This window comes from Paenibacillus psychroresistens, assembly GCF_009728935.1.
Lineage (GTDB): Bacteria > Bacillota > Bacilli > Paenibacillales > NBRC-103111 > Paenibacillus_AC > Paenibacillus_AC psychroresistens.
Map to the genome: position 1 here is coordinate 4,444,078 of NZ_CP034235.1, position 22,379 is coordinate 4,466,456.

At 40.3% G+C, this 22,379-nt stretch carries 34 protein-coding genes; 7 read left to right on the plus strand and 27 right to left on the minus strand.

Annotated features, from left to right (window positions below):
- Positions 1-34: 34 nt before the first annotated feature.
- The 16 genes from EHS13_RS20375 to EHS13_RS20450 are packed head-to-tail and all read right to left on the minus strand — an operon-like array spanning position 35 to position 11,353.
- The gene (locus tag EHS13_RS20375) at positions 35-376 is read right to left on the minus strand and encodes a hypothetical protein (RefSeq protein WP_155702158.1); all 342 of its coding nucleotides are present in this window, start codon (positions 374-376) and stop codon (positions 35-37) included.
- Between the two features lie 39 nt (positions 377-415).
- The gene (locus EHS13_RS20380) at positions 416-946 is read right to left on the minus strand and encodes a phage major tail tube protein (protein WP_155702159.1); all 531 of its coding nucleotides are present in this window, start codon (positions 944-946) and stop codon (positions 416-418) included.
- On the minus strand, positions 946-2,385 hold the full coding sequence (locus EHS13_RS20385) for a phage tail sheath protein (protein WP_155702160.1): 1,440 nt from the start codon (positions 2,383-2,385) through the stop codon (positions 946-948). Before EHS13_RS20385 ends, EHS13_RS20380 begins: the two co-directional genes overlap by 1 nt.
- A gap of 18 nt (positions 2,386-2,403) precedes the next feature.
- Positions 2,404-2,952, minus strand: a complete 549-nt coding sequence (locus EHS13_RS20390; protein ID WP_155702161.1) for a hypothetical protein — start codon at positions 2,950-2,952, stop codon at positions 2,404-2,406.
- A complete protein-coding gene (locus tag EHS13_RS20395; protein WP_155702162.1) occupies positions 2,949-3,518 on the minus strand; it encodes a phage tail protein in 570 nt (189 codons plus the stop codon). Before EHS13_RS20395 ends, EHS13_RS20390 begins: the two co-directional genes overlap by 4 nt.
- A 2-nt stretch (positions 3,519-3,520) precedes the next feature.
- Positions 3,521-3,838 carry a hypothetical protein gene (locus EHS13_RS20400; RefSeq protein ID WP_155702163.1) on the minus strand — a complete coding sequence of 106 codons (318 nt, stop codon included), beginning with the start codon at positions 3,836-3,838 and terminating at the stop codon, positions 3,521-3,523.
- Positions 3,835-4,014, minus strand: a complete 180-nt coding sequence (locus tag EHS13_RS20405) for a hypothetical protein (RefSeq protein ID WP_155702164.1) — start codon at positions 4,012-4,014, stop codon at positions 3,835-3,837. The genes EHS13_RS20400 and EHS13_RS20405 overlap by 4 nt, the downstream gene beginning before the upstream one ends.
- Before the next feature lie 12 nt (positions 4,015-4,026).
- A complete protein-coding gene (locus tag EHS13_RS20410) occupies positions 4,027-4,314 on the minus strand; it encodes a hypothetical protein (RefSeq protein ID WP_155702165.1) in 288 nt (95 codons plus the stop codon).
- Between the two features lie 19 nt (positions 4,315-4,333).
- On the minus strand, positions 4,334-5,368 hold the full coding sequence (locus EHS13_RS20415; RefSeq protein ID WP_155702166.1) for a major capsid protein: 1,035 nt from the start codon (positions 5,366-5,368) through the stop codon (positions 4,334-4,336).
- 16 nt (positions 5,369-5,384) lie between these two features.
- Positions 5,385-5,768, minus strand: coding sequence for a head decoration protein (locus EHS13_RS20420; RefSeq protein ID WP_155702167.1), 384 nt, complete (start codon positions 5,766-5,768; stop codon positions 5,385-5,387).
- A complete protein-coding gene (locus EHS13_RS20425; protein WP_155702168.1) occupies positions 5,768-6,817 on the minus strand; it encodes a head maturation protease, ClpP-related in 1,050 nt (349 codons plus the stop codon). The genes EHS13_RS20420 and EHS13_RS20425 overlap by 1 nt, the downstream gene beginning before the upstream one ends.
- A complete protein-coding gene (locus EHS13_RS20430; protein WP_155702169.1) occupies positions 6,795-8,387 on the minus strand; it encodes a phage portal protein in 1,593 nt (530 codons plus the stop codon). Before EHS13_RS20430 ends, EHS13_RS20425 begins: the two co-directional genes overlap by 23 nt.
- Positions 8,384-8,614 (minus strand): DUF6148 family protein, encoded by a 231-nt coding sequence (locus tag EHS13_RS20435; RefSeq protein WP_155702170.1) that lies wholly within the window; start codon positions 8,612-8,614, stop codon positions 8,384-8,386. Before EHS13_RS20435 ends, EHS13_RS20430 begins: the two co-directional genes overlap by 4 nt.
- Before the next feature lie 21 nt (positions 8,615-8,635).
- Entirely contained in the window at positions 8,636-10,501 is a 1,866-nt protein-coding gene (locus EHS13_RS20440; RefSeq protein WP_155702171.1) for a phage terminase large subunit family protein, read from the minus strand.
- Positions 10,476-11,009: a hypothetical protein gene (locus tag EHS13_RS20445; RefSeq protein WP_155702172.1), complete on the minus strand. Its 534-nt coding sequence runs from the start codon at positions 11,007-11,009 to the stop codon at positions 10,476-10,478. The genes EHS13_RS20440 and EHS13_RS20445 overlap by 26 nt, the downstream gene beginning before the upstream one ends.
- 17 nt (positions 11,010-11,026) lie before the next feature.
- Entirely contained in the window at positions 11,027-11,353 is a 327-nt protein-coding gene (locus tag EHS13_RS20450) for an HNH endonuclease (protein ID WP_155702173.1), read from the minus strand.
- A gap of 1,054 nt (positions 11,354-12,407) precedes the next feature.
- Here EHS13_RS20450 and EHS13_RS20455 point away from each other — a divergent pair.
- Positions 12,408-13,196, plus strand: a complete 789-nt coding sequence (locus EHS13_RS20455) for a DUF4393 domain-containing protein (RefSeq protein ID WP_155702174.1) — start codon at positions 12,408-12,410, stop codon at positions 13,194-13,196.
- 82 nt (positions 13,197-13,278) lie between these two features.
- Here EHS13_RS20455 and EHS13_RS20460 read toward each other — a convergent pair whose 3' ends face one another.
- The gene (locus EHS13_RS20460) at positions 13,279-13,611 is read right to left on the minus strand and encodes a hypothetical protein (protein WP_155702175.1); all 333 of its coding nucleotides are present in this window, start codon (positions 13,609-13,611) and stop codon (positions 13,279-13,281) included.
- Between the two features lie 149 nt (positions 13,612-13,760).
- On the opposite strand from EHS13_RS20460, the gene EHS13_RS20465 reads away from it, so the two are divergent.
- The gene (locus EHS13_RS20465; RefSeq protein WP_155702176.1) at positions 13,761-13,961 is read left to right on the plus strand and encodes a hypothetical protein; all 201 of its coding nucleotides are present in this window, start codon (positions 13,761-13,763) and stop codon (positions 13,959-13,961) included.
- Positions 13,962-14,038: 77 nt separating this feature from the next.
- The gene (locus EHS13_RS20470) at positions 14,039-14,239 is read left to right on the plus strand and encodes a hypothetical protein (RefSeq protein WP_155702177.1); all 201 of its coding nucleotides are present in this window, start codon (positions 14,039-14,041) and stop codon (positions 14,237-14,239) included.
- Positions 14,240-14,337: 98 nt separating this feature from the next.
- On the opposite strand, the gene EHS13_RS37235 is transcribed toward EHS13_RS20470, so the two are convergent.
- The 3 genes from EHS13_RS37235 to EHS13_RS20480 form a co-directional block, all read right to left on the minus strand.
- Complete coding sequence (locus EHS13_RS37235; RefSeq protein ID WP_264373538.1) at positions 14,338-14,472, minus strand: hypothetical protein; 135 nt, start codon at positions 14,470-14,472, stop codon at positions 14,338-14,340.
- 67 nt (positions 14,473-14,539) lie between these two features.
- Positions 14,540-14,761, minus strand: coding sequence for a hypothetical protein (locus EHS13_RS20475; RefSeq protein ID WP_227013450.1), 222 nt, complete (start codon positions 14,759-14,761; stop codon positions 14,540-14,542).
- Positions 14,762-14,946: 185 nt separating this feature from the next.
- Positions 14,947-15,405: a hypothetical protein gene (locus tag EHS13_RS20480; RefSeq protein ID WP_155702178.1), complete on the minus strand. Its 459-nt coding sequence runs from the start codon at positions 15,403-15,405 to the stop codon at positions 14,947-14,949.
- Positions 15,406-16,450: 1,045 nt separating this feature from the next.
- On the opposite strand from EHS13_RS20480, the gene EHS13_RS20485 reads away from it, so the two are divergent.
- From EHS13_RS20485 to EHS13_RS20495, 3 genes are all read left to right on the plus strand, one after another.
- Positions 16,451-17,614: a site-specific integrase gene (locus tag EHS13_RS20485; RefSeq protein WP_155702179.1), complete on the plus strand. Its 1,164-nt coding sequence runs from the start codon at positions 16,451-16,453 to the stop codon at positions 17,612-17,614.
- A gap of 46 nt (positions 17,615-17,660) precedes the next feature.
- Positions 17,661-18,764, plus strand: a complete 1,104-nt coding sequence (locus tag EHS13_RS20490; RefSeq protein ID WP_155702180.1) for a hypothetical protein — start codon at positions 17,661-17,663, stop codon at positions 18,762-18,764.
- Between the two features lie 338 nt (positions 18,765-19,102).
- Positions 19,103-19,294 (plus strand): hypothetical protein, encoded by a 192-nt coding sequence (locus EHS13_RS20495; RefSeq protein WP_155702181.1) that lies wholly within the window; start codon positions 19,103-19,105, stop codon positions 19,292-19,294.
- 92 nt (positions 19,295-19,386) lie between these two features.
- Here the strand turns inward: EHS13_RS20495 and EHS13_RS20500 are convergent, their stop codons facing one another.
- The 3 genes from EHS13_RS20500 to EHS13_RS20510 all read right to left on the minus strand — a co-directional run bounded on the left by EHS13_RS20500 (position 19,387) and on the right by EHS13_RS20510 (position 20,162).
- Positions 19,387-19,479 carry a YjcZ family sporulation protein gene (locus EHS13_RS20500; protein ID WP_155702182.1) on the minus strand — a complete coding sequence of 31 codons (93 nt, stop codon included), beginning with the start codon at positions 19,477-19,479 and terminating at the stop codon, positions 19,387-19,389.
- An 85-nt stretch (positions 19,480-19,564) separates the two neighbouring features.
- Complete coding sequence (locus tag EHS13_RS20505) at positions 19,565-19,816, minus strand: hypothetical protein (RefSeq protein ID WP_155702183.1); 252 nt, start codon at positions 19,814-19,816, stop codon at positions 19,565-19,567.
- 25 nt (positions 19,817-19,841) lie between these two features.
- Positions 19,842-20,162: a hypothetical protein gene (locus EHS13_RS20510; RefSeq protein WP_155702184.1), complete on the minus strand. Its 321-nt coding sequence runs from the start codon at positions 20,160-20,162 to the stop codon at positions 19,842-19,844.
- A gap of 186 nt (positions 20,163-20,348) precedes the next feature.
- On the opposite strand from EHS13_RS20510, the gene EHS13_RS20515 reads away from it, so the two are divergent.
- Positions 20,349-20,519, plus strand: coding sequence for a hypothetical protein (locus EHS13_RS20515; RefSeq protein ID WP_155702185.1), 171 nt, complete (start codon positions 20,349-20,351; stop codon positions 20,517-20,519).
- 351 nt (positions 20,520-20,870) lie between these two features.
- On the opposite strand, the gene EHS13_RS20520 is transcribed toward EHS13_RS20515, so the two are convergent.
- The 4 genes from EHS13_RS20520 to EHS13_RS20535 all read right to left on the minus strand — a co-directional run bounded on the left by EHS13_RS20520 (position 20,871) and on the right by EHS13_RS20535 (position 22,271).
- Positions 20,871-21,305 carry a DUF4395 domain-containing protein gene (locus EHS13_RS20520; RefSeq protein WP_227013451.1) on the minus strand — a complete coding sequence of 145 codons (435 nt, stop codon included), beginning with the start codon at positions 21,303-21,305 and terminating at the stop codon, positions 20,871-20,873.
- A 54-nt stretch (positions 21,306-21,359) separates the two neighbouring features.
- The gene (locus EHS13_RS20525; RefSeq protein WP_155702186.1) at positions 21,360-21,560 is read right to left on the minus strand and encodes a hypothetical protein; all 201 of its coding nucleotides are present in this window, start codon (positions 21,558-21,560) and stop codon (positions 21,360-21,362) included.
- A gap of 33 nt (positions 21,561-21,593) precedes the next feature.
- A complete protein-coding gene (locus EHS13_RS20530) occupies positions 21,594-21,797 on the minus strand; it encodes a hypothetical protein (protein ID WP_155702187.1) in 204 nt (67 codons plus the stop codon).
- 162 nt (positions 21,798-21,959) lie between these two features.
- Positions 21,960-22,271, minus strand: coding sequence for a hypothetical protein (locus tag EHS13_RS20535; protein WP_155702188.1), 312 nt, complete (start codon positions 22,269-22,271; stop codon positions 21,960-21,962).
- Positions 22,272-22,379 lie beyond the last annotated feature (108 nt).

The window sequence follows — 22,379 nt, forward strand, 5'->3', positions numbered from 1 at the left end:
TTTCGGCTTGAAAACTGATTAAAAACTAACTGAGTTATACAGTTGGAGAGGTATTCGTCGGTGAGGAGTCCTCCAAATTCAAGAAGAAAAAACCTCGTACCAACGCCTCCGCTGTTACCGAATCCTTGAAACTGATTCGTAAAACGTCATCAATTTCTATTGAAGGATCAGCCTTTTTAACTGCTGCCGCAAAAATGTAAAGGTGATAGTCGCAATCAAATTCTTGAACCATGACCATATTTCCGGATTTCTTGAATGATTTTGTTGCCTCCGCTTTATCGCGAGCTGTCATGTCTTCAAAGTTGTACGGCAATTCAGTGACAGTTTCACCATTGATATCTACAGGCTTGGTCAGTTTCAATTTAGTATTGGACATTGTCATTTCTCCTTCGAATAAAAAAATAAAACAGCCCTATTATTGCAGGGCTGTTCTGAGGTCATTCATGTAATCCGTGCCATTTACGACATATTTGAAATTGAACTTATCAATCAACAAAACCTCTTTACCATCCACAATCTTACGTAAATAGTAGATTTCGAATTCGCTTGACCCATCCGCTCCAGAATTAACATCGATCTTGCCCATGTCATACTTTTTACTTACGCCACTCAAGAACACTTTGTGTTGCTGAATGCCAACCTTTACTTGGCTAGAGTCAAACACATCAACAACCCAGATAATCTCAAACTTTATTTCTCCCGGACGTGACATTATCGCGTACTGAGCGTTATCCGCTCTGTTGTTGACCGCAAATGTCATGCTCCCAAGTTGTCCGAATGATGGTAAATCAATTTCCCCCATGATTCCAGACCCCTTGACTGTGTCCGTAAGCTTTTCAATGCTTGGCAGTTGTAAATCGCTTGAATCGTCGATTAATACCATTGCATTGGCTTGATTGGATGCTTTCAGTTTATATTGGATCGTTTTGTTTGTAATCTTTGGCATTAACTTTCACCCCCAAATAAGGCTGTAATGCCCTTGGTTGTATATTGCACAACAAACGTTAATGATTTAGCGACTGGCGTAGTAGTGATCTGAGTATTAAACAAGAAGTTACCTTCAACGATGCTGCTCGTTGGATTGCTTGTCTCAAGAAACTCAATTACACCATACAAGAGCTTGCCGTCAGCAATTAGACTGTTAATCCAAGTGCCAGCATCGTTTAGAATCGTGTCTTTCATGCTGCGATTGAGTGGCCCATCTACATCAGACATAAAACGGTCTTGGAATGTATTGGTCATATACATCATCATACGAATGCCTGCGTCGAAAACATCCTTAGGGTCAATCGAAGCGCCGTATTCATAATTAGCACAATGAGGTCCCCATAAAACCCAAATGCCACTACGGAAATTGAAAGTTGTGATCCCTTTTTGATTCAGTTCGTTTGCTTGATTTTCGTCGAATACGAAATCTGCTCCACTCGCAAGAACTGGACCAGTAATATCGACCTGTTTATTGGATGGAGAAATGTATGGAACATTGTCAGAAGCAAAGTCGGTTTGCTGCATGCGAACAACCATAAGTGTTGAAGTCCAGAAGATTCTGCCAGCGCTTTTAGCCTTAGGCCATCCAACCTTTACACCAATGTCTGTGTATCCGTTTGTGGCCTTCCAAGCAATAGCTTCAGCAATAGTATCGGATGTTGCTCCGCTGTCTAAGTCAGCTGCAACAAGCGCATCCCAATGCCCATTAATGTTCTGGGAAGCTGTAACAAGCGCTTCTTTGATTAGTTTTACTTGTGACCAACCAGGAGCAGCTAGGATTGTTGGGATTTGTTTATGGGTTACATAAACTAACTCCACTACTGAAATTCCTGTACGAACTCCCGCTAAGTTGCCCCCGATTACATCAGAGCTAGTGACCTCTGCAATATCCATTTTATCGAATGTAGCAGGTGAAGGATTAACAAGTGTTTTAGTGGGTAAGGCAGACACTTTAACGCGTCCATCGGTTGTATATTCCGCCTTGAAGTCAGTCCCTAACACTTTACCCGTGATTGCAATCGTGTCTAAAACCGCTGGGGCTGTGATATAACCTACTCCATTTGCAATCGCCACTGATTGGGTACCTACAGTCACGCTCGTTTCAGGATCCATTACATTTATTACTACAATCGGTCCAATTGGTTGGATGCGATTCTTAAAATGTGCATATACAGCTTCGCTTAAGGTAAATGTGACCCAATCATCCGAATATCCTATTTTAGCCACAGCATCTGCAAAGCTGTTGATAATTATTGGAACATTGATTGCAGCTGCTGGATCTGCCAGTTGTTGAACAGGGGCTGTACCAATATAAACGGGTAATGTACTCACGCCAGAAGGAGAAAGAGTATCCGTTGTTGGTGACTGCTGCCCATATACACCATGTAAATATGGCAAGGTGGTTCACTTCCTTTCTTAATCGATAATATAATTAGGTGAATCCATAAATGGTAGAATAGTTGCCGTTGCCCGAAATGTAAGCCACCCGACATAATAGCCTGCAGGTTGCTGCAAATACATGCCCCATCTAAATGGCTTCTGAGCTGCAGTCTTTCCGCCTTCAATCAAATAATGGCTTGAAAGTTGCTGCCTACATATAAAAATAAGATTAAGCAGATCCTTATAACCCTTGAAGTTAGGAATTAAGGTGCCTGGTTCGGGATAAAGCCCGGGGTTATATACGATGAAAGATATGCGGATATTAAGACCGGCATCATTACCATCGTCCTCAGCTTCATCCATTCCAATGACTATTGCAGGAATTGCACTCTTTAACCCCTCAGGAAGCTGTAAAGGCACATCCTCCAATTGGTTCGGCGGTGGTATCCAACCCACAAATACATTAGGGTACATGAGGTTGTACTGACTTACGTCATCATCATTCGGTACCATGAGCATGATCTTAGGGCTTACATGAGTTTTGCAGAAGGATTCTATCGCTTCTAAGATCGTATTGTCTATCATCGAATCGTCCTCCTTAATCTGCGCTCAATCTCATGTTCGACCCGCTTGGCGAGCATCGCATTTGCACTCTTTTGGATGATAGGAGCAACATCCTTGTTTTCAACCATTTGGGCCGTGGCGATTGTCCGCATTACATCGACTGGGTAGCGACCTCTGCCTTCTCTGCGCATTACCTGTGTATTTCCTGTCACTTTCTGAACAAACACTTTAGGATCACCGCCTACCCGCTTATATCCAGCTGCCTTCTTGATCTTGACCTTTGCGATCTTAGAACTGGATCCAAGTCCTCCGGGAAGAAAACGAGCAAGAGTAAATCTCTTGCCGCGCACTGTTACAAATGCATTAAGCGACCCTCGACTTGCATATCTGGTGTCCGTTCCGCCTATGACTTCTTTCTTGGTGATGTTGTAGAGCTTAGGCACGACTTGTCCGACTTTGGTTTCAACATGCTTAATAGTACGATTGAGCGCGGACTGGATGGCTGCAGGAACTTCCTTTTCAAATCCGCGCATTTTCTTCATAACACCATCTAGTGCCGACACATCTATCGTTATCCTTTGAGCCACGCCTACTCGCCTCGGTTCTGGTTGATCACAATTTCATAAACCCCGTCACTTTCTAAAACGGAGTCAATAAAGTGAAGTTTGTTGTTAAATATCTGCGTATTACCGACTTTCGGCTTGTTTGGATAATCCAAAACAGGAATAAAGTAAAGGATTATGCCCGCTGTTATGCCGTTGTATTCTTTTTCTGAGCGCTTTATTAGCCGATCGCTATCGATTTGAACAGTGCATTCTTGTCCATCGATGGTCACTAAGTCGCTAAATTCGTCCGTATTAAAGAAAACATTGGCGATATCTTGAGCTACATGGTCCTTGAAATTCATTCCAGATCATCAACTTTAGGTTTTTTCGCAGGCGTTTTCTCCATTGCAGGAGCGATAATGCCCTTACTGGTAAGCCTTTTAACTTCCGAATCGTCATGATCAGCATCAAAAAAAGAGCCCTTGCGATAAAGGGCTCCCTCGTTTCTAGCTGTACCTCGCACTACTTCATATTTCATGGATTACTGCTCCTATCTGTTTGAATCGTACCAACCTTTATACTGCTTGTTGTACTCTCCAGTGTTTTCGGACGGTTCTAGTCCCACGCTAGCAAGATACTCAGCTTGTTCCGTTGGCTTCAATGCCTTAAATTCGGCAATTGTTTTATAAACTTCCTGATCCTCGGCCTCTCCCGATCCTTCAATAACTTCCAAACGCATCAACCTCGCAATGTCGCTCTCTCTCAGATCTAGAACCTCTTCACCTGCTATATACTTTTCACCATTGTGAATAATTGTTTCTTTGGCTGTATAACCCATTTGACTAGTCTCCTTTTAATTAAAGTACAGTTGCTACAAACCAACCACTAACGTTTGGTGGTACTGGTAATGGACGAGATAACAACTGCAACCAACGTTGAGCTGGTTCGATTGTTACCCATGATTGAGGTGTGATTTTACCAACAACTCTTGCGAATTGCTCAGTAACTTTGTCCATGATGACATTTGCCCCATAAAGAAAAGTGAACTTTTCTTTGTCGTTAAGAAGCGCAATCTTGCCCGCTGGAATGAAAGGAACGTCAGCGCCTGCATCATTGGTGTATGTGCCTGTATAACTGAACACGTCCAGTCCTACGTCACGTAAACGACCGTGGTATGTTACGCCATCTGGTAGCAACGTAGTATCGATATTACCAACGTCAACGCCCACATTAGCAGCAAGTGCCAATACTTTCGGGTGACGCATTAGAGCAACGGCTGCATTGTATTCGCAAAGCAAGATGTTAGGTGTAGGGGCATTAGCAGCGATGATCGCTTGTCTTTTAGCGGCAAGATACGCAATTGGATCAGATGCTGAGTTACTCCAAAGGTTTGTGCCTGAAAGTGTTTCGATATTAGTAAAATCATAATCGATTACTTGGCTAACACCTTCGCCAATTTGTGTAACCCTGCCCGTAAACATCAATTCTGCGGCCTGTTGAACCTGACGGCGTGTAATAGTGTCGGCTAGTTCAATAAGGTCCTTTGCAATTAATTTTTTAGCTCTGACTTCTGGTTGGATTGGGTTGATCAGGCTGTCACCTGCATTTCGAACCTTTAAATCAATTGAAGTGATAGCGCGAGCAGGCTTGATTAGAGCGGGCTTGTACTGCTTGGCAGTAAAACCAGTTCGTAAAATAACCTTACCTGGTTGTAATTCAGACACGTAAGGCGCGATCGGCTTATTGCCTTTTAAAGTTTGAATCTCAACAAACTCAGTATCAAAACTTTCACCATCTTGAAAAAATTTATCGAGAATATAAGTGCTCGGTGGAGGCAATTGACCAACAACTCTTATAAGCGTTGGGAATGAGTAAATATCTTTGAATGCCATCTTGGTTATTCCTCCCTTATCCTACTGCTCGTTTTGTGTAAAGCTTTGCTGCATTTAAAGCTGCTTCGTGAGTAGTGATTGTATCGGTACCGCCGAACTTTAGAGCGGCGCGGTTAAACTCACCTTGTGTGTAAATGGTAGCGCGTTGAATAGCTACGGTCGCATCCACATTCTCATCAGCAAGTATGCCAACAGGAACTTTATCTGGCGCACCTGCAGCAGCTGAATCAACTGCTTTGCAGACCCAAGTACCGTCCGCAGTAAAAGATATTCTGGCCATAACCATTCCTCGGGTATATACAGCACCTGCGAGTACGTTGATGATAATGGATTGCGTTACAATTGGTTCGACCATCCCTGCAATTAATTCATCATAATTATCGATTTCATATGCTGCCATTAGTTCCGACCTCCTCTAAGTTTTTTCATTTCTTCTAGAATATCGTCTGCATCCTCTTGCGATTGCGCTTCAGGTGTTGGCTTGGTATCGTCCGGATCACCCGGTAAAACACCTTCAGCACCGCTGTTTTTAGCGTCATACAATCTCTTTTGCCCTTCGGTAGTAAGGCGTTCCGCAGATGCTTTGACAATATCCATCGCAGCTTGAGCAGCAGAGCTACCTTCTGTGATTGCTTTGGCTACAATGTCCTTCGCCCCGGGTGCTCCTGCTAATGAATTGAGCTCGGTAATTCTGTTGCGCTCTTGAGACAACCCAACCTGAATAGCTGCGTTATATATTTCTGGATGCTTTGTTTTTAATTCATCTAAATCTTTCAAACTATCATCTCCTTCTTCGCCTTTAGGCTCTGGTTCAATTGGTGGTAACTTATTCTTTAATAATTCATTCCGCGCTTTGTCCATGACTGCCTGAGGTAGAGTAAATGAAACTCCTAGGTTAGCGACTAGTTTAAGTTGATTCGCATCATCAAACATGATTTCATCAGCAAATCCCTTCTCCAAAGCTTGTTGAGCCGTGAAGAAAGTCTCATGATCCATCATGTTCAGCAACTCATCCCTAGGCAGTCCAGTTTTGAGAATATAGGCATTGGCAATAGAATCGTTTACTTGCTTTAGGAAGTCAGCATTTTTTTGCATATCCCTGTAATCACCATATTGTCCATTCGCAGCATTGTGAATCATGAATTGAGCCGTAGGGGCTATCATGAGCTTCTTTGTGCCCATTGCCGCAACCCCAGCTGCGCTAGCGCACATCCCCACAATCTTAGATACGCTATTTCCTGAGTATTCTTTTAAGGATGCGTAGATGTCAGATCCTGCCCAAACGCTACCACCAGGGGAATTGATATAAACCTCAATATCCTCACCATTGGCTTCAGTTAGTTGATCCGCAATCTTATTAGGACTCACCGCCTCAATCCCAAACCAATCATAAATTTCAATATCGTCATTTGAAACTATGATCCCTTTAAGGTTGATCTTCTTCGGCATTTTTGTTATCACCCCCTTCAACCGGAACATTTAAGCCATATTGCTCTCGTAAAGCTTTTTCCCTAGCAAGCTGCCTAATATTGTTTTCCCACTCGCTGCCAGTAAGTTCAGCCGTTTCACGCTCAGCTGTACTAAATCCTTGCGCCACACGAATGACAGCAGCATTAACTTCTTTGAGTGGATCTAGCTGACCATTACTTGGGCCGTGCCACTCTGCTTTGGTGTAGGCTTTGAATAAAAGCGGATCGTCGAATATACCAGGCGCATCAATCCGCCCTTTGATCACAGCTTCAGCAAACCACTCTTCATAAATCGGCTGGCAGAAATCAGAAGACATCCAAGCCCTGCGCATGCGAAACATTTTCCAAGCTTCTAGTAGAGCACCTCTACTTGCTGAATAAGAGGCAGTAAAGTGTTTGAGTAACAACTCATACGGTAGTTCTAAAGAAGCGCCAACTTGCCTTAATATGGATGTAACAAACGGGTCGAACCCTGAGTTAGGACGAAGCGGATTGGCTATTGTGGCCTTCTCGCCAGGTTCTAAAAACTGAATAGCTCCGTTGCCAAGCTTTAAATCACCCGGGTCACCAATTGGTAATGGTTCTCCAGTTGGATTATCTGGTTGCGTAATTCCAAATTGATCCGGTTCTGAATCGGGAGTCTCGACGAAAACGGTAAACATCCCACTGATTACGGCAGCCATCAGTTCAGCCTCGGTGTAGCGCTCCAATTGTTTTAATGACTCGATGATCGGAGCCAAGATTGGAACACCTCTGCGCTGCTCTGGGCGCTCTGCTTCCATAAGGTGCAGAACGTTACGCCTGCCGCTCTCTTTGCCAATGACTTCGACGCGCTTCCAGTCTGCTAATACTGCGGTTGATGATCCTGGATGTTTATTGGAAAACCAATAAGCTGCAATCATTCCATCCGAGTCCATTTCAACGCCGCTGCTAATCTTAGCCGTATCCACAACTGTTTTGCCAATTGGATTATTACAACGATCTGCCTCTATCAACCGCACCCGCAAGTCGTAAACCGTATGGTCACGAGGTAGAAGCGGTAGCAATATAAAGACATCCCCGCTCATAATCCAAGATAAAAAAGCAAGTTGCTGGAGCTCATAGAAATTATGAAGCCCGGTAGAATCACAATCCTTTGATTCGGCCCACAATAAAAACTCGCGCTCGATCTTCCGTTTTAACTCGCCGGCTTGATCCTCTGTAAGATTTAAAAAATCGGCATCAAAGCTAGGTTTCAACCGTAGCCCCGTGCCGATAATATTTGTACGCATTGTTTTCAAAGCTCCGTTTGCCATTGAACCGCCCATATACAAATCACGAGCTCGCGGCCTAAGAGCATCTAAGTTCTCGTGGATATCTTCTTCAGCATCGCCAGCAAAAGGATTCCAAGCAGCTAAGGACTTCCTTTTACGGCTAGCCCCATGATCTCCGTATCCTTGATTCAAAACCTGTTGTATCTTTTGGTTGCGGACAATCTCTGTTCGTGCCCGTTCCCTATTGAGTGCAATATTGGGGGCTATCGTGCCGACAACTCTATCAATCCAGCTCATAAATCAATAGGAATGTACCTGCGGACTTTAGATTTTTTCCCCATGCCAGGTGTTGCTCCATTAACTTGGTTCTGCCAATATCTAATTTGAGTCATTACATCTTTCAGGTCCACGCGAGTAAGTGATCTACTCCCTATCGTGTAAGATTGAGCGGTTGATAAGGCTAATTCGGCAGCCAGCCAAGAATCTAGATGCATCTGTGAAACCTCTAATGAATATTGTGCCATTCCCTTTCACCTCCCCTCACGCTAAACGCTACTGCTTGTGCCTCTTCGCCTCTGTCTCGTCAGAACAGTTGCTGGTTTGTCTTCATCAATATTTAATGGCGGAAGCTCTACATCTAAATTCGGGTTTAATATCTCAATGGCAGCACGATTGTAAACCGCTAAATCTAGCGGCTCATTCCTTGCTTTTATTTTCACCCAAACTGTATAAGGAATTCCCATCTTATAACGTGTGCGCAATTCCTCGGCAGTTAATCCGTCGAAGTATTCTTCATTGTAGCCCCGATCCTTCTCACGAGTCGTTAAAGGAAAGTGACAATAGCCTGGTTGATCTGCTTTTTGTTGAAGCAGGGCCATAACCTTCGCTTTTCCTTCATCAACTCCGAGCCGAACCACTGTTGCATTATATCGATTGCTTGTAGATGTGCCTGCCACCAGCGGTAGATACTTACCATCGCCCGGGCTTTCACCCTTTATTGCAAATAAGCGACGGGTGAAGCGATCCTTACAGAACTTATACACCTCATTGGTAAAGTGACCCCCTGAATCCATGCAAGAAACTGCAACACGAAATTCCCTACCGTGTTCATCTTTCCAAACGCGCTGCAGATATTCGTCAAGGTCCTTCCATACTTGAGGCTGCTTGAGATCTCCATAAATCTTGTGGTACTCGATTCTCCAAGATTCATGATTAGCGCCCCATCCCATGATTTCAACCTCGAAACGATTGTCCTGTGTATCAACTGCAGCTGTAAGGATCTTCACGCCTTCTGGAACATCCGCATGATACTTTTCACGGCGATTCATTAAAACACTTTCGTCGATCTTCTCGCCTTTTTCTTCCCACTCTTCAGCGAGCACCGTGTTAACCCAGACCTTCATCAATTCGATGTCGCCTTTTTTTACCAACTTCTCAGCTGTTTTAAATTTCTGAACGATACGGGGCCAGCTCGAGAAGGTGCTGGCGAGTTGATTTAAATGAAAGCCTCTGGTATCTGCGTGCTGCTTCCGAGCAATCCACTTACCTTTGTATTCCATCCCCGCTTTCCATTCCTGCTCGCTATGTAAAACACCACAATAACGGCAGCTATGCGCAACGGAAGTTGTTTTCATTTTAATATCGTCGTATTCAAACTTGATTTGCTTCCACGAAAAAGGCTGGAGCTCATCACAACTGGGACAAGGTACACACCATTCCTCTTGGGTACTGTCCTCGTAGAAATTTTCAATACGCGATGAGCCTTTAATGGTTGGCGTTGATACCAGAACCCTTTTGCGATTCCAAAATGTTTCCATACGTGCTGTGACCAATGCAACTGGGTCGCCTTCCTTGCCAGCTGATGCGGGGTAACGATCAACCTCATCACAGAAAACTATTCTAATTGGACGAGACGCCAAAGAAGCTGGAGAGTTAGCCCCTGCCATTGTGATATGACCACCTGCGAAAGTCTTGTGTAGCAATGTATTGCCTCCATCGCGACTCTTGCCGCTACCAACAACCTCTCTAAGCTTGGGTGATTTCTTATACATAGGTGCAAGCCTATCCTTAGAGAATGCTTGGGCTAATTCAAGTGTAGGCTGCAACAACATCATAGGAGCCGGCTCATGGTCCGTGTGGAATCCTATGGCATTAAGTAAGCCCTCTGTTTTCCCTAACTGAGATGCCCACTTTAAAACGATCGTCTCAATGTTAGGATCCGTTATTGCATCAAACGGCCCTCTTTGGTAAGGGGCTCGATTCGTATTCCACGGACCAGCTTCAGCAGAAGACACCGATGAAAGAATTCGATAACGATCTGCCCATTCTGATACGGTCATTTTGGCTGGTGGAGCTAATGAACGGAGAGTATTTCGAAATAATCGTTCAGTCCTCTTCCGATCTTCGTTCATCTGCTGCACCTGCCTTAAATGCATCTGAGTCATAGTCAGCCAATGTGGTTAAACATGTCCTTATTTCTTCTGTAAGAATATCAATAACGGATGGCAGGCTTGAATTATTCAAAATCTTAGGTCCCATCTTATTAGGTAAACCCAATAATCTAGATCGTAATGAAATTAGCATGTCATTCATTACTGCCTCAACATCAGCGGCAGCATGCAGTTCACCTCGCATAACCGCCAGCTCTAAAGATGCCTTCTCGGTCTTGATTCGCTCGTGTTCTGTCTTATGGTCGACGAGCCGAGGCTTGTTATCCTCTTCTTTACCGCCAGAAGCATAAAGGATATAAGCTTGAACGGCATCGACTAATATATACTTACCTCGGCCTACCTGGAACAAGATACGATCGCGGGTTAATTGGCGAATCCATTGCGGAGTTTTGCCGATGATTGCTCCCAGTTCTGAGGTAGACACTTCCTTTTCCAACTGCTGCTCAAGCTTTGTTTTAGGTTTCGCCATTCTCCCCAGCTCGCTTTCTATATAACGTTCAATCGCGCGAATTCTCCGAACACCTCTTTAGCGTATTCATTGTAGGCAAGTGCAGCATCTGATTCATTTTCAAAACGTCCAATACTTTTCTTCTTAGATTTAATTGTAATTTTAGCTCGCCATTTTTTTCTTTCCTTATCCCAAGAGACCCCTTTGTGTCGGGATGATCCGTTTGCTATTTTTCCGTTGTTATTCGCATTCTGTTGGCGCGTAGCCAATCTCAGGTTTTGCTTTCTATTATCTGAGCGATCCCCATTTATATGGTCCATCTCGCAATTCTTAATTACCGAAGTCCCCATAACTCGATGATGCATATAAATAGTTATTTTTTTATTTTTAGTTTGATCCCATTCCGTTCGTATGGCATAGCCGTATTTATGCCTCCACTTTACACTATTGATTCTTTCATATTCTTCATCATCAACAGTCGCGAATTTATTTTGTGTGAGCTCAATCAGTTTTGCTATTCTGTCCGCCCCGCTTTCGTAAAAGATAATTCAAAATGCATGCTAATTAGAAGAACATTAGTTGAAGCTAAAATTTATAAACACAAAAATCCCTTCTCGGAAAGAGAAAGGGAAAGTGAAATTTGAAATTTTTATCTACGTGTATTTCGGGCTCGCACGAACCCACCAACGGGCTAGGTGGCTGGGAGTACCTTTTGCGTACCATATCGTATCATTTAAGGCGTTTTTGATCATTTCGATACATTTAGTTACATAATTGCAATGACTCATACCCACGCAGATGGATCACCTAGTATATCTTCTAAGCTACCCACATCCTCATTAGTGACCTCTTCTTTGTCCTTGGGCTGACTCTCGTACTCTTCCTGACTATTCATATACAACACCCCTTCGATTTGTTCTTCTTTAGAGCACTCGTGTAATTAAGGCGGTGTTTAAGATCAAACCCCTACACGGTGCTATTGCGCCTCTGATTTTTTAAAACCGCCCTACTTAAACCATGTCTTGCACTACTCATAGGAAAGAGCTGCTTTAAACAGAAAAATAAACGTTTCTCATATAGAGAACGCTTGGATAATGGAGCTCGGCTTGGCGCGGCTCAATAGCACGAACTCGCTTTGCTGTTCGCTTAAAGATCTTACGTATCTAGTAACTAGAGTATAAATACAGCCCTTATAAACCTTATATGAAGAAACACGATATCACATAATGTCGAACATCTATATTCGTCCATATTCGGGCATTTAATTAAATTGATTGTGCAAAATCTTACGAATGCTAGTTCTCGCGAACATTTGCTTCCATTATTGGAAATATGAGAACATGTCGACTCCTAGTATTTCTTGTTAAAATTTAGTAGAATCGGTCATAGATGATAAATTAATTAATGGGGTGATTTGTGTTGGGAAATCTAAAAGATGCCGCTGATGCAATTGAAGGTATAACGAAATCAGTTCCTATTTACCCAGATCTATTACAACCAGCTATGCAAGAATTGGGCAAAGGCATTCATACATTAGCGAAAACCGTGAACATTGCTCTCTCACCAATTTCAGCCTTAGTTTGGTCATACGATACTATAAAAGGATTTATCCAGGAATCATTAGAAGATAAGCTTAAAAATGTACCAAGAGAAAACATAATATCTCCAGCTCCAGAAGTTGCAGTTCCCACTATCGAAGCACTCAGATATCTCGGGCACAAGGAAGAACTGAGAGAGATGTTTTCCAATCTATTGGCGACTTCTATGAATAGTGAAATTGCAAAAATGGCGCATCCATCCTTTGTTGAAATAATAAAACAGTTAACTTCAGATGAAGCAAAGATATTAAAGTTAATAAAAACAAATAATTTCATGCCTATAATAGACTTGAATAGGCTTGTTGAAGGTTCAAGTTTTTCAATTGTTGTAAAGAATTTTACAATCATTCAATATAGTATTGGTTGTGAATTCCCAGAATTAGGATCCTCTTATATTGAGAATATTAATAGGCTTGGGTTGATTCAAATCAATAACACATCGCTCACAGATAAAACTTATTATAACGATTTAGAAAACCACATTCAGATACTCAGCAGGATAAAACAGATAGAGGATGATGGTTTGCAATATCAAATAAATAAATTCATATACCATCGGACTTCATTTGGGCAGAAATTTTATAATGCTTGCATTAAGGATATTACATAATCTACTTATTCTGTCCACCTACGAGCTCATTCGTATAGTGGATTTTTTATATTAAAAAACACCTGTTAGGGTGTTTAGGTTTTTATGCTAAAGTATCTTCAATTTCTGAAATGATGTGTCTCAAGTGGGCGACGCGTTTTCCAGTTACAACTTCTAATTCATTATATTGTTCTTCTTTTTTCTTAATTAGATCCCATAAATCATTTACGTTATCCTTTTTAAAGTCTTCGACACCACTGGTATCACTTCCAAACCTACGAACAATCGAATCTAATACGTGTTTACGAGTTCTTAGTAACCTAGTTTCCTCGCCTAAATCCTTTAAGGATGTAATTAATTGCTTTTCCTCTATCTTTAATTCATCTTGCCAGCTTTTCAAATCCTTTAATTGAGCTTCATCCAACCCTTTTGCCATATATTTTCACCTCCCATCCATCAATACATATTCGATGGACAGGTAATTATTCCCTGCACTGTAAGTGATTATCGATAGTTTAAATTTATCTGTAACAACTGCGACCCAACCATTGTCCTACCTAATATAAACCTATTAGGAGGGAAATTATGTCACATGGACAATTGTTAAAAAGCCCAGCTGACTTCGAAAATGCCATTATGTTTCAGATCATTGTGTCGATTACCCAAGATGGCGAACATATGGGCAGTGGACAATTAATTAAGCAATCCCAACATTGTATACATACGGTTGATGCTATTTATTTCAAAGGAGTCTGCGAGTTTAAGGTTTGCTCCATGGTGCATTAATACATAATTCTTAAGGACTAGTAACTTTCCCTTTAATGCAGCTGTCATACCTAATAACAACTATTAGGAGTGATCACATGACACATGGTTTCAAATTAAAGACGGATGTAGACTTTCATAATGCTATTTTATTTAAATGCTTAGTGTCCATTACGCAAGATGGCGAAGAAGTGGGAAATGGCTATATTTTATCCCAAGGCCACCATGCCATAGAAACCATTGACTCTTACTTTTTCAAGAACGCTTGCGAGTTTACAGTTATTTCAATGGTTCATTAATTTGTGATTCATTATCTTTATTCGTGGTTACATTGCATAGTAGGTAATTTTTGCTTACATATAAAAAATTGGACTTACAAACCTAAAGAGTTGTAGGTCTAATTTTTTGATTCAACAGCCTTTATAATCCCTCTAACAATCACGGGCAACAGCTCTGTGATTGCTTCGCTTGCCTTCTGTTCAGGAGTTAATTGGTTAAACATGAATTCGTGTAATTCAATTGGCTTAATCATTTCTCACCGTCCTTGAATACATATTGTTCCGATTTATCGAAAATACGAGATCAACAATGGAGATAGTCTAAACTCTCTCATAAGTTGCTTTCCACCTCTCGCCATGATTCATGCAATAGTCAAAATCTTCAACAGTTTCAATTCTCTTAGGAGATATTATGAATGAGGATGGCGGAGATTCATCGCCTTGATATATTCCAATTTCGTAAGAACCCTTCCAAGCTATATGTTCGCATCCATTTATACCGCACCAAAATGCTTGCAGTCTATCCGACCATTCTCCCATCATAATTCCTCCTAGAATAGTGTTCCATTGATTTTAAGGCTCAATGGCAAGCCTTCACGATCATCAACCTTATCGCCAGCTGTGATCACTGGGTATTGGGGAGTGGTGTCCGCTCTACTCATTTACCCTTGAGCAAGCGACATGATGGACACGCTTAGAGAGGTTGAGCATTTATCTGAAGGTTAGGGTTAGGCTAATTTATATTGCAGTAACAGCAAGCCTCGAACTTTGCTAAATCCAATCTTTTCGAAGCCTGCTTTTATAAAACAAAAGCCCGGGTTAGAACTCCGGACCTTTGATTGATCTACATATGTGATTATGCCGTCTTTAGGAGGTAATCCCCATTCGGCAATTGTTGCTGCCACAGCTGAACGAATCATATCGGAACTTAGGTTTGCAGATTCGTTTCGGAATATCGTACATTCAAATGCATCTAATCCATCATCTCTAATGCCTTTCCATGTGACCCATGTTGCCATGCCATCAGCTGTACGAAGCACCAAATTGCGCCCGGGGCGTGTGAACATTGGATGACCTATATGCTGCCTGCTATAATGACGATCAGCTAACAAGCGACAATTACGATCACCCTTATGTGTTAACAACCATTTTCCATATGAAGGGAAGTCAAACATAGGTTGATTCATTCTTACAACTCCTTTTGAGCGTCTACAATCGTTTTTAAGGCTTTCAAATGTTTGATGCTGTTAGATTACTCAGACAACATAAAAACGGCTACCTTATGGGCAACCGTTCGCGTAATGTTCGTATGTGATGATTAAGTGGGAGCAGGGACTTCAACCCCAATTTCCAAACCATAAGGCTGGTGTCCTCATTGAACGAATCCCGCATGTTAAAACGTGGGCAAGGGACTCAAACCCTTGTATGTTTGGCTAATCCGATATTGACTAGGGATACAACACCTCGGAAGTTATTCATCCAAACTAAACTTTAGCGTCTCATATTCCGCCACCACGTATAAATAGCTACTTCTGCTACTGATCTGGATCACCTGTCAGGCTTCGCTATGCAAGATGGAACGACATGATAACCCACCCTCTCGCTCTGGCAACACTTCGCGGTATTTAATGCCACCCTAACCCCGCCGTCAAGTGACTGCAATCCTGCCCACCATATCACGTTGACATGGCGCTGTATTGTTCCCCATGCTATATGATGTGCTTACCTTCGACCAAACGGTCAACACTGGGCACGAATCATTTTGGCAAGCGGTAATTTATAATCATGCGGTTACCGCGAATCCGCCATGCTCGGTATGAGCCTCGTTACGCACCTTTACAGCTTCGGGCTATTACCCCTCTGTGCACTGTCTCTAATTGGTTTGATTTGAATCCTTGACTGGCGTCTTACGCCACCAATCCCCTTGCGAAAGCGCAATAGCACAAACTACATATTGCTACACAATTGCTTTGTTGATCCCAAAGCCACGAGAAGTAACTGGTAGGATTGACCTGAACTTAAGTATTGGATTATTCATAATCCTGCTAGGTTTCGCTACACTCTGTTTCTTCTCTCATATATAGGTGGCAAGCGTAAGTCAATCTGAGCGTTATAGAAATAATCTGAACCTTATAAACGCCTATAAATGTTTAGTGAATGAAATATTTGTTGACGACCTCTATCTTAAATTGTATTATTTTTACATAGTAGATTAATAGGGAGTGAAACTGAATGCCAGCGTATAAAGATGATAACGCAAAAGGTAACGCTTGGTTCTACACAATTAATTTAAAAGTGAACGGAAAGTATGTTCAAAAAAGAATTCGCGGATTCAAAACAAAGAAGTTGGCTGAAGCTGCTATGGTCGAACATAAAAACGATATGAACAAAGGCACATACATACAACCATCAAAGACACTGTTTAGTGAGTTTATGTCTGATTACCTTAACGACAAACAGACAACTGTTAAGAAGCAAACGCTTGGGATATACTCAAGCTTAGTAAACAATCATATTTTGCCCAAGCTCGGCTCCATTGAGTTGCAGCAATTAACGCCTCGTAACATCCAAGATTTATACAATGATCTTTCAAGCGCTGGAAGCCTTTGTGATGAAAATATTCAAAAGGTGCATTCACTTATCAATGAAGCCCTCAAGAAAGCTTTAGCGTGGGATATGGTTAGCAAGAATGTAGCTTCACTTGTAGCGCGGCCAACTGCTACAAAAAAGAAAATGGTTGTCTGGGAAGATGAGGAAATGCGCATATTCTTAAAAGAAGCTAAGTCCAGTCGATTCTACCCTGCTTATTACTTAGCCCTTGTATCTGGAATGAGACAAAGCGAGATATTGGGCCTAACTTGGAAAGATGTTGATTTCGTCGGCAATAGAGTTTCAATCACGCAAACGTTAAGCCATGACGGAAAGGAATTTAATGATGGTGCTAAGACAGATAGCGGTAGCCGAGCTGTATCGATTGACAGTGCGACTATGGCCGTTCTAAAGGAACTGAAAAAGTTTAGAGTTGAGGAAAAGGTCGCTGCTGGTCCGCAGTTATATCAAGAGAATTCATTAGTAGTTTGCACTGCTATCGGAACACCTGTTAATCCTAGAAATCTTCTCAGAAGTTTCGAGGCAATCGTAGCAAAATGCAATCCTGTTGAAGACGGAAAGGAAATTCAAATCAGAGTAAAGAAGATACGTTTCCATGATCTTCGGCATACCCATGCTACAATGCTTCTGAAGCAAGGCGTTAACGTTAAGATCGTTTCAGAACGGTTAGGTCATGCCAGTGTTAAGATTACCTTGGACACCTATAGCCACGTCCTGCCGAGTATGCAAAAGGATACTGCTGAAGAGTTTGGTAAATTGTTTTACAAATCCGAAGATGTTGGGTAAGATAGCCCGTTTTATACTTAGTTAAACATTTTGGGAGGCTAGCTCAGTGAAGAAAAAGATAAAGATACAGAGCGGAAATTTGAACACTGATTTATTCGCACTATTAAATGCGTTGCCCGAACACATCTTATTTCACCATGAGCACAACTCCCGCCATCCTTTAGGGATATATAACGTTACATTCCGTCAGGTAATGACCAGTATAAAAGATGTTATAATTGCAGTAGAATCATTAAATGATTATGATAACTTGATAAGTGGTAAAAATGAGCAATTAAAAATAGCGGAATCAAGTTTAATTGTTGAAGGAGACCCAATTCAAAGGAATGCCCTCGAAGCCTTAATATTAGAAATTAAGAAAGAACTTAGTGATATTTCTAGCGCTGGTAATGCAGAAGTAAAAACATATACCGAATCAATAAAGGGATTAATTGATTCAATAATGTCTTTCATAGACGGCGCGTATCATATCATCAAATCATTCTACCCCGCAAGCTCAGTAAACAAGGTCATACCATTTGCGGATAGGTGGCTAGAAACCATAGAAAAAAAATTAATCAATGAATTTAAAGAGCAAATAAAAGAATACAGAGAACATGTTGCTCCTATCGCCAACAAAATTAAGCACAATTACGCAAAAATAAATTTGTTGAGATTTAAGACTGAATTCGGAATGATTAATGGGTACTTCATAGAGGGTGTGGACTCGCAAGGAAACTTAGGGAGTGACCGGCAAATTCATAAGCAATTTAATAATCAGGATACTGCTTTTTCGATAAATAGAGATTTAAAGTTCCACCTAACAAATTTTTATTTTATTTGTCACCACCTAAAAGTAGTTATTGAAAAAATAATTAAAACAAAATATAATATACAAGTTGATATTAGTGGTTTTGTGATTAACGATTCTAAGGATTATCTAGAAATAACAAAGCTAGTTGAAGGCTTGCCAAACCTTTATTTTCCAGATGAAGCATACAAGCCTGTTCCAGTTTTGGTCACTAATGAAAACTACATCGAAGTTTCGTTGCCATCAAATGGTGCTAATTTGATACTATATGGTGGCGTTGAAATAAAAAGTTCTTTATCCGGTGATGGGGTGACTAAATCATATAGATTACAATATTGGGAGCCGCAAGCACATAAATAATAATTGGCACGAATTTTGGCACGAATTAAGGGATTAATAGTGAATATTTTCGAATGTTATTGATTGAACAATACTTTCTTGAATGTCGTTAAACCCTTTGTTTATATGGCTTCGGAATAACGTTGACTGTTACAGAATGCTTCCCCTGCAATCTTGACAGGGTAGAGGTCGCAGGTTCGATCCCTGTTCAGGTCATCCGTTTTATTTCTTTCGAGCCTTGATGATTCAGGCTTTTTTTATTGTCTTTTATGCATCTCCCAATTATTTCACACTTGCCCTAAGTTTGTGTTATAATAACACGGGCTTATAAAGTAACTATTTTACAGGAGGTAATCATTATGTCTGAGACTGAACAACTAAAAACACAAACTTCTAATTATAATCGTTCATGCGATTGTGGAAAATGTAAGAATTTAATTGAGAAGAATGCACAATTTTATTTCCTGACAGGTAAACGGGAAAAATACTCCATACATCCTAATTGTTATGTAGATTTTATAGCCAGATTTAAGCCAAAATCAGCGGAATAATCAGAATTTAATTGAATCCTAAGAAAGCTCACTCCAAAAGGAGTGAGCTTTCTTAGGATTCATACTGACATCTAATCTCAACCGAAAACTAATTATATGAGAAAAGTCCGACTGATAATAACCAATAAAATGAAAAGCACTAAAATAGAAGCTGTTGATGTAAATCCTCCTGCAAGTACACTCATTTCCATCGCCCCTTCCTCAGATCATGAGGTATTGTATGTAAGACGGATTTGAAGTGTTTGGACGTCCCCTGCAAAATAGGCTAATCTAATTCTTGCTTATCACATAAACTTTCTTCTTCCTGACAGGAATATGATAAGTATTGCTATTCTCATTACGGTGAACGAAGGTTTCATACATATTCTCTACAATATAGGTAGAGTTCCCCTTATCACTAAACATCGGTGTATCCTCACATAAGATAATCGTATCGTTATATCCCAAGAAGTAATAAATTTCTTTTGCTGTGTATGTTACCCCAATAACAAGTTTTTTTGGTACTTCACTTTCTAAAACCATGAATGATAACCTCTTTCAAATAATATTATGTAGTTAGAAAATCTTCATTCAAACCCAACCGATCTAAGGCAATATCCAATGGAACTTCCAAAAGCAGAAGCTGATGAAACGCAGTTCCAGCAATACAAGAATCTTTAAGTGCACGATAAACGTTAGGTCTCTTATACTTTAGCACCGTTGTGAACTCAATTATCGGAGGTGTCACTTTACGCAGCAATAAAATGTCGCTGAGGAATTCTCTGATTTTGGGTAAATCTTTACGATCGTCCTTCATAGCTTGGAGGTGTTGGATAAAGGTAAGGATCATTTTTTGTCTTATATCATCTTGTTCACTAATCGTATTCACCTTCCTTCGCAAATAAAGCAGCTTATTTACTCAGTATAGCAGATATTGTAGTGAAATAGGAATTAATACCTAAGACTTATTAACTACGAAAATTCCATGAGCAAAAGTTCACATTACTGACGCATGGTTTTAATCTTGCGTTAATACTTCTATCATACAATATATATATAGATGAATAAAGGAGGAATGAAGCCCATGGTCGTATTTGATATTATTGTTAATGGAGTAGTCATAGAAACAATCATGCCTAAAACGCAAAAATTGAAGTCAATGGTTGATTTTGTCAAGGAACAAATGCTTATTATGAAACGTAAACACGGCAACAACTTTATAATTAATAGACGATTTATTTATTGACAATTTGCAAAACTTGTGTTTTTCGAATGATTGTAGTATGATGTAGAAGTAAATTAATCGCTTCTCCCCTTTTCGATCCTCTAATAGAATAAGTTTTTCCTCCATCCATTTTCTCAAATTCACAATTAACCCAAGAATTTGTACAAGTGTTCACTGATTCACACTGGCGCGGCTTCGGAGCCGTAAGGATGAAAGAGAGGTAGGGCTTTCATTGTTTTAGGATACACAGCTATGGTTATCGTTTTTTAGGATTGAAAAGGCCACTAATGAACTATCATATGATGAATTTACACTATATATAATTCACAAACAAAAAGGATCTCCCGCAGGAAATCCAATTGTTTGTGAATTTTATTTATTTTTAGTTATTGTACTCCTATTTTTAATCTGCTTAAACTGATAATAAATCATACACCCTAAACAATAACCGGATAATGCGATCAACGCTACAATACCAAGAATCCAGGAAAATATATATCCTGCCATATTCCAGTGGTTAGCAAAACATAGCAAGGAAACGGTTAAAAATAGAATACCCAGTGTCAGGTTAAATCTTTGAAGCTCAGCTGCTTGAGTTTCTTTACCTTCAACTTTTACAAAGCCTTTAGCTAATTGAATGAATAAATTAGAGCCAAAGATAGCACCAGAAATTTGGATAACCCATAAGAGTACTAAAAATAAAAATGGCAATTGAAAGAAAGTTGATAAAAGAACGAACGCTACAATTCCCATCTGATTGGCTTTCACATAAGGCATAGGTACATCTGGCAATTTAATCTTTGACATGAAAAGCACCTTCTTAATCAAATTTACAATATGTATAACTATAACATAGAATTTTTAAAGTAGTGATAATTTTATTTCTTGTACGAATAAATCCAATAATTGCTCTAGCTCATCTTCTGATATCTCACGTTTGCTCAAATGGATTTGCTGGACAGCTGCTTTTACTTTGGTTTTAATCTCATCTTCCACCAGCTCATTTCTCAGCTTTTGCAAGCGGATTAGCTCAAATTTAATTTGATATTTGTTCAGCTCCATCCCTGCTCATCCCATTTCCATTGAAATTTCGGACTATCGTAATTCTTTTGTTGCAAATAGAATATCATTAGCCAATGTTCGGAGCATTTGCTCAAATCCAGCAGAATCCAGTTTATTCCTCTCAACAAATAGCATTTTGGCAATCTCTTCCGCTTTTTTATAAATACCTTCTTCCACCAATTGATTTCTTGCTTTATACAATCGTTCCATTTCTGTTCTGATTTCAGCCTTATCCATCCGCATCACCTCAATTTATAAGAAAAACGTTACATAGAGAGCATACCAAAATTCCCCAAAGAATTGTATAGGTATAAATAAAAAAATAAAACCTCAAAACGAGTAGACTTATTAGAGTCCAATCCTTTTTGGGTTTTATTCGTATGTTCAAAATCACCTAAATTAATTTTCCACAACTTCCATCTTAAATAGATTATCGAGCTTGCCATCAAAACGTTTTTTCAAAGGTACTTTAATGTCTCTACCCAGTTCTCTAAAGAAAGTTTCGATATCGCATTCTACATTTTCTAAGATGATAATTAGATTACCGTCAGTAATAATATTCTGATTTACATCAGTCGGAACATTAACATTCACCATATACTTCTTTTTGAGCGTATTCGAATAACGCGTAAAAATTTCAAGGATTTCATCGTTTTCAAAATTCTTAATCGCGATTTGGCCTTTTGTGGAAAATTTTAAATTGATTTTCACTTTCACACTTCCCCTTTTTCTTTTAAAACCACCATGTATTCATTCAGTGATCTAGATGTTTTGGTTATTCGACAAAGAAAAAGTTGCTACAATCTAAATCTTCATCTT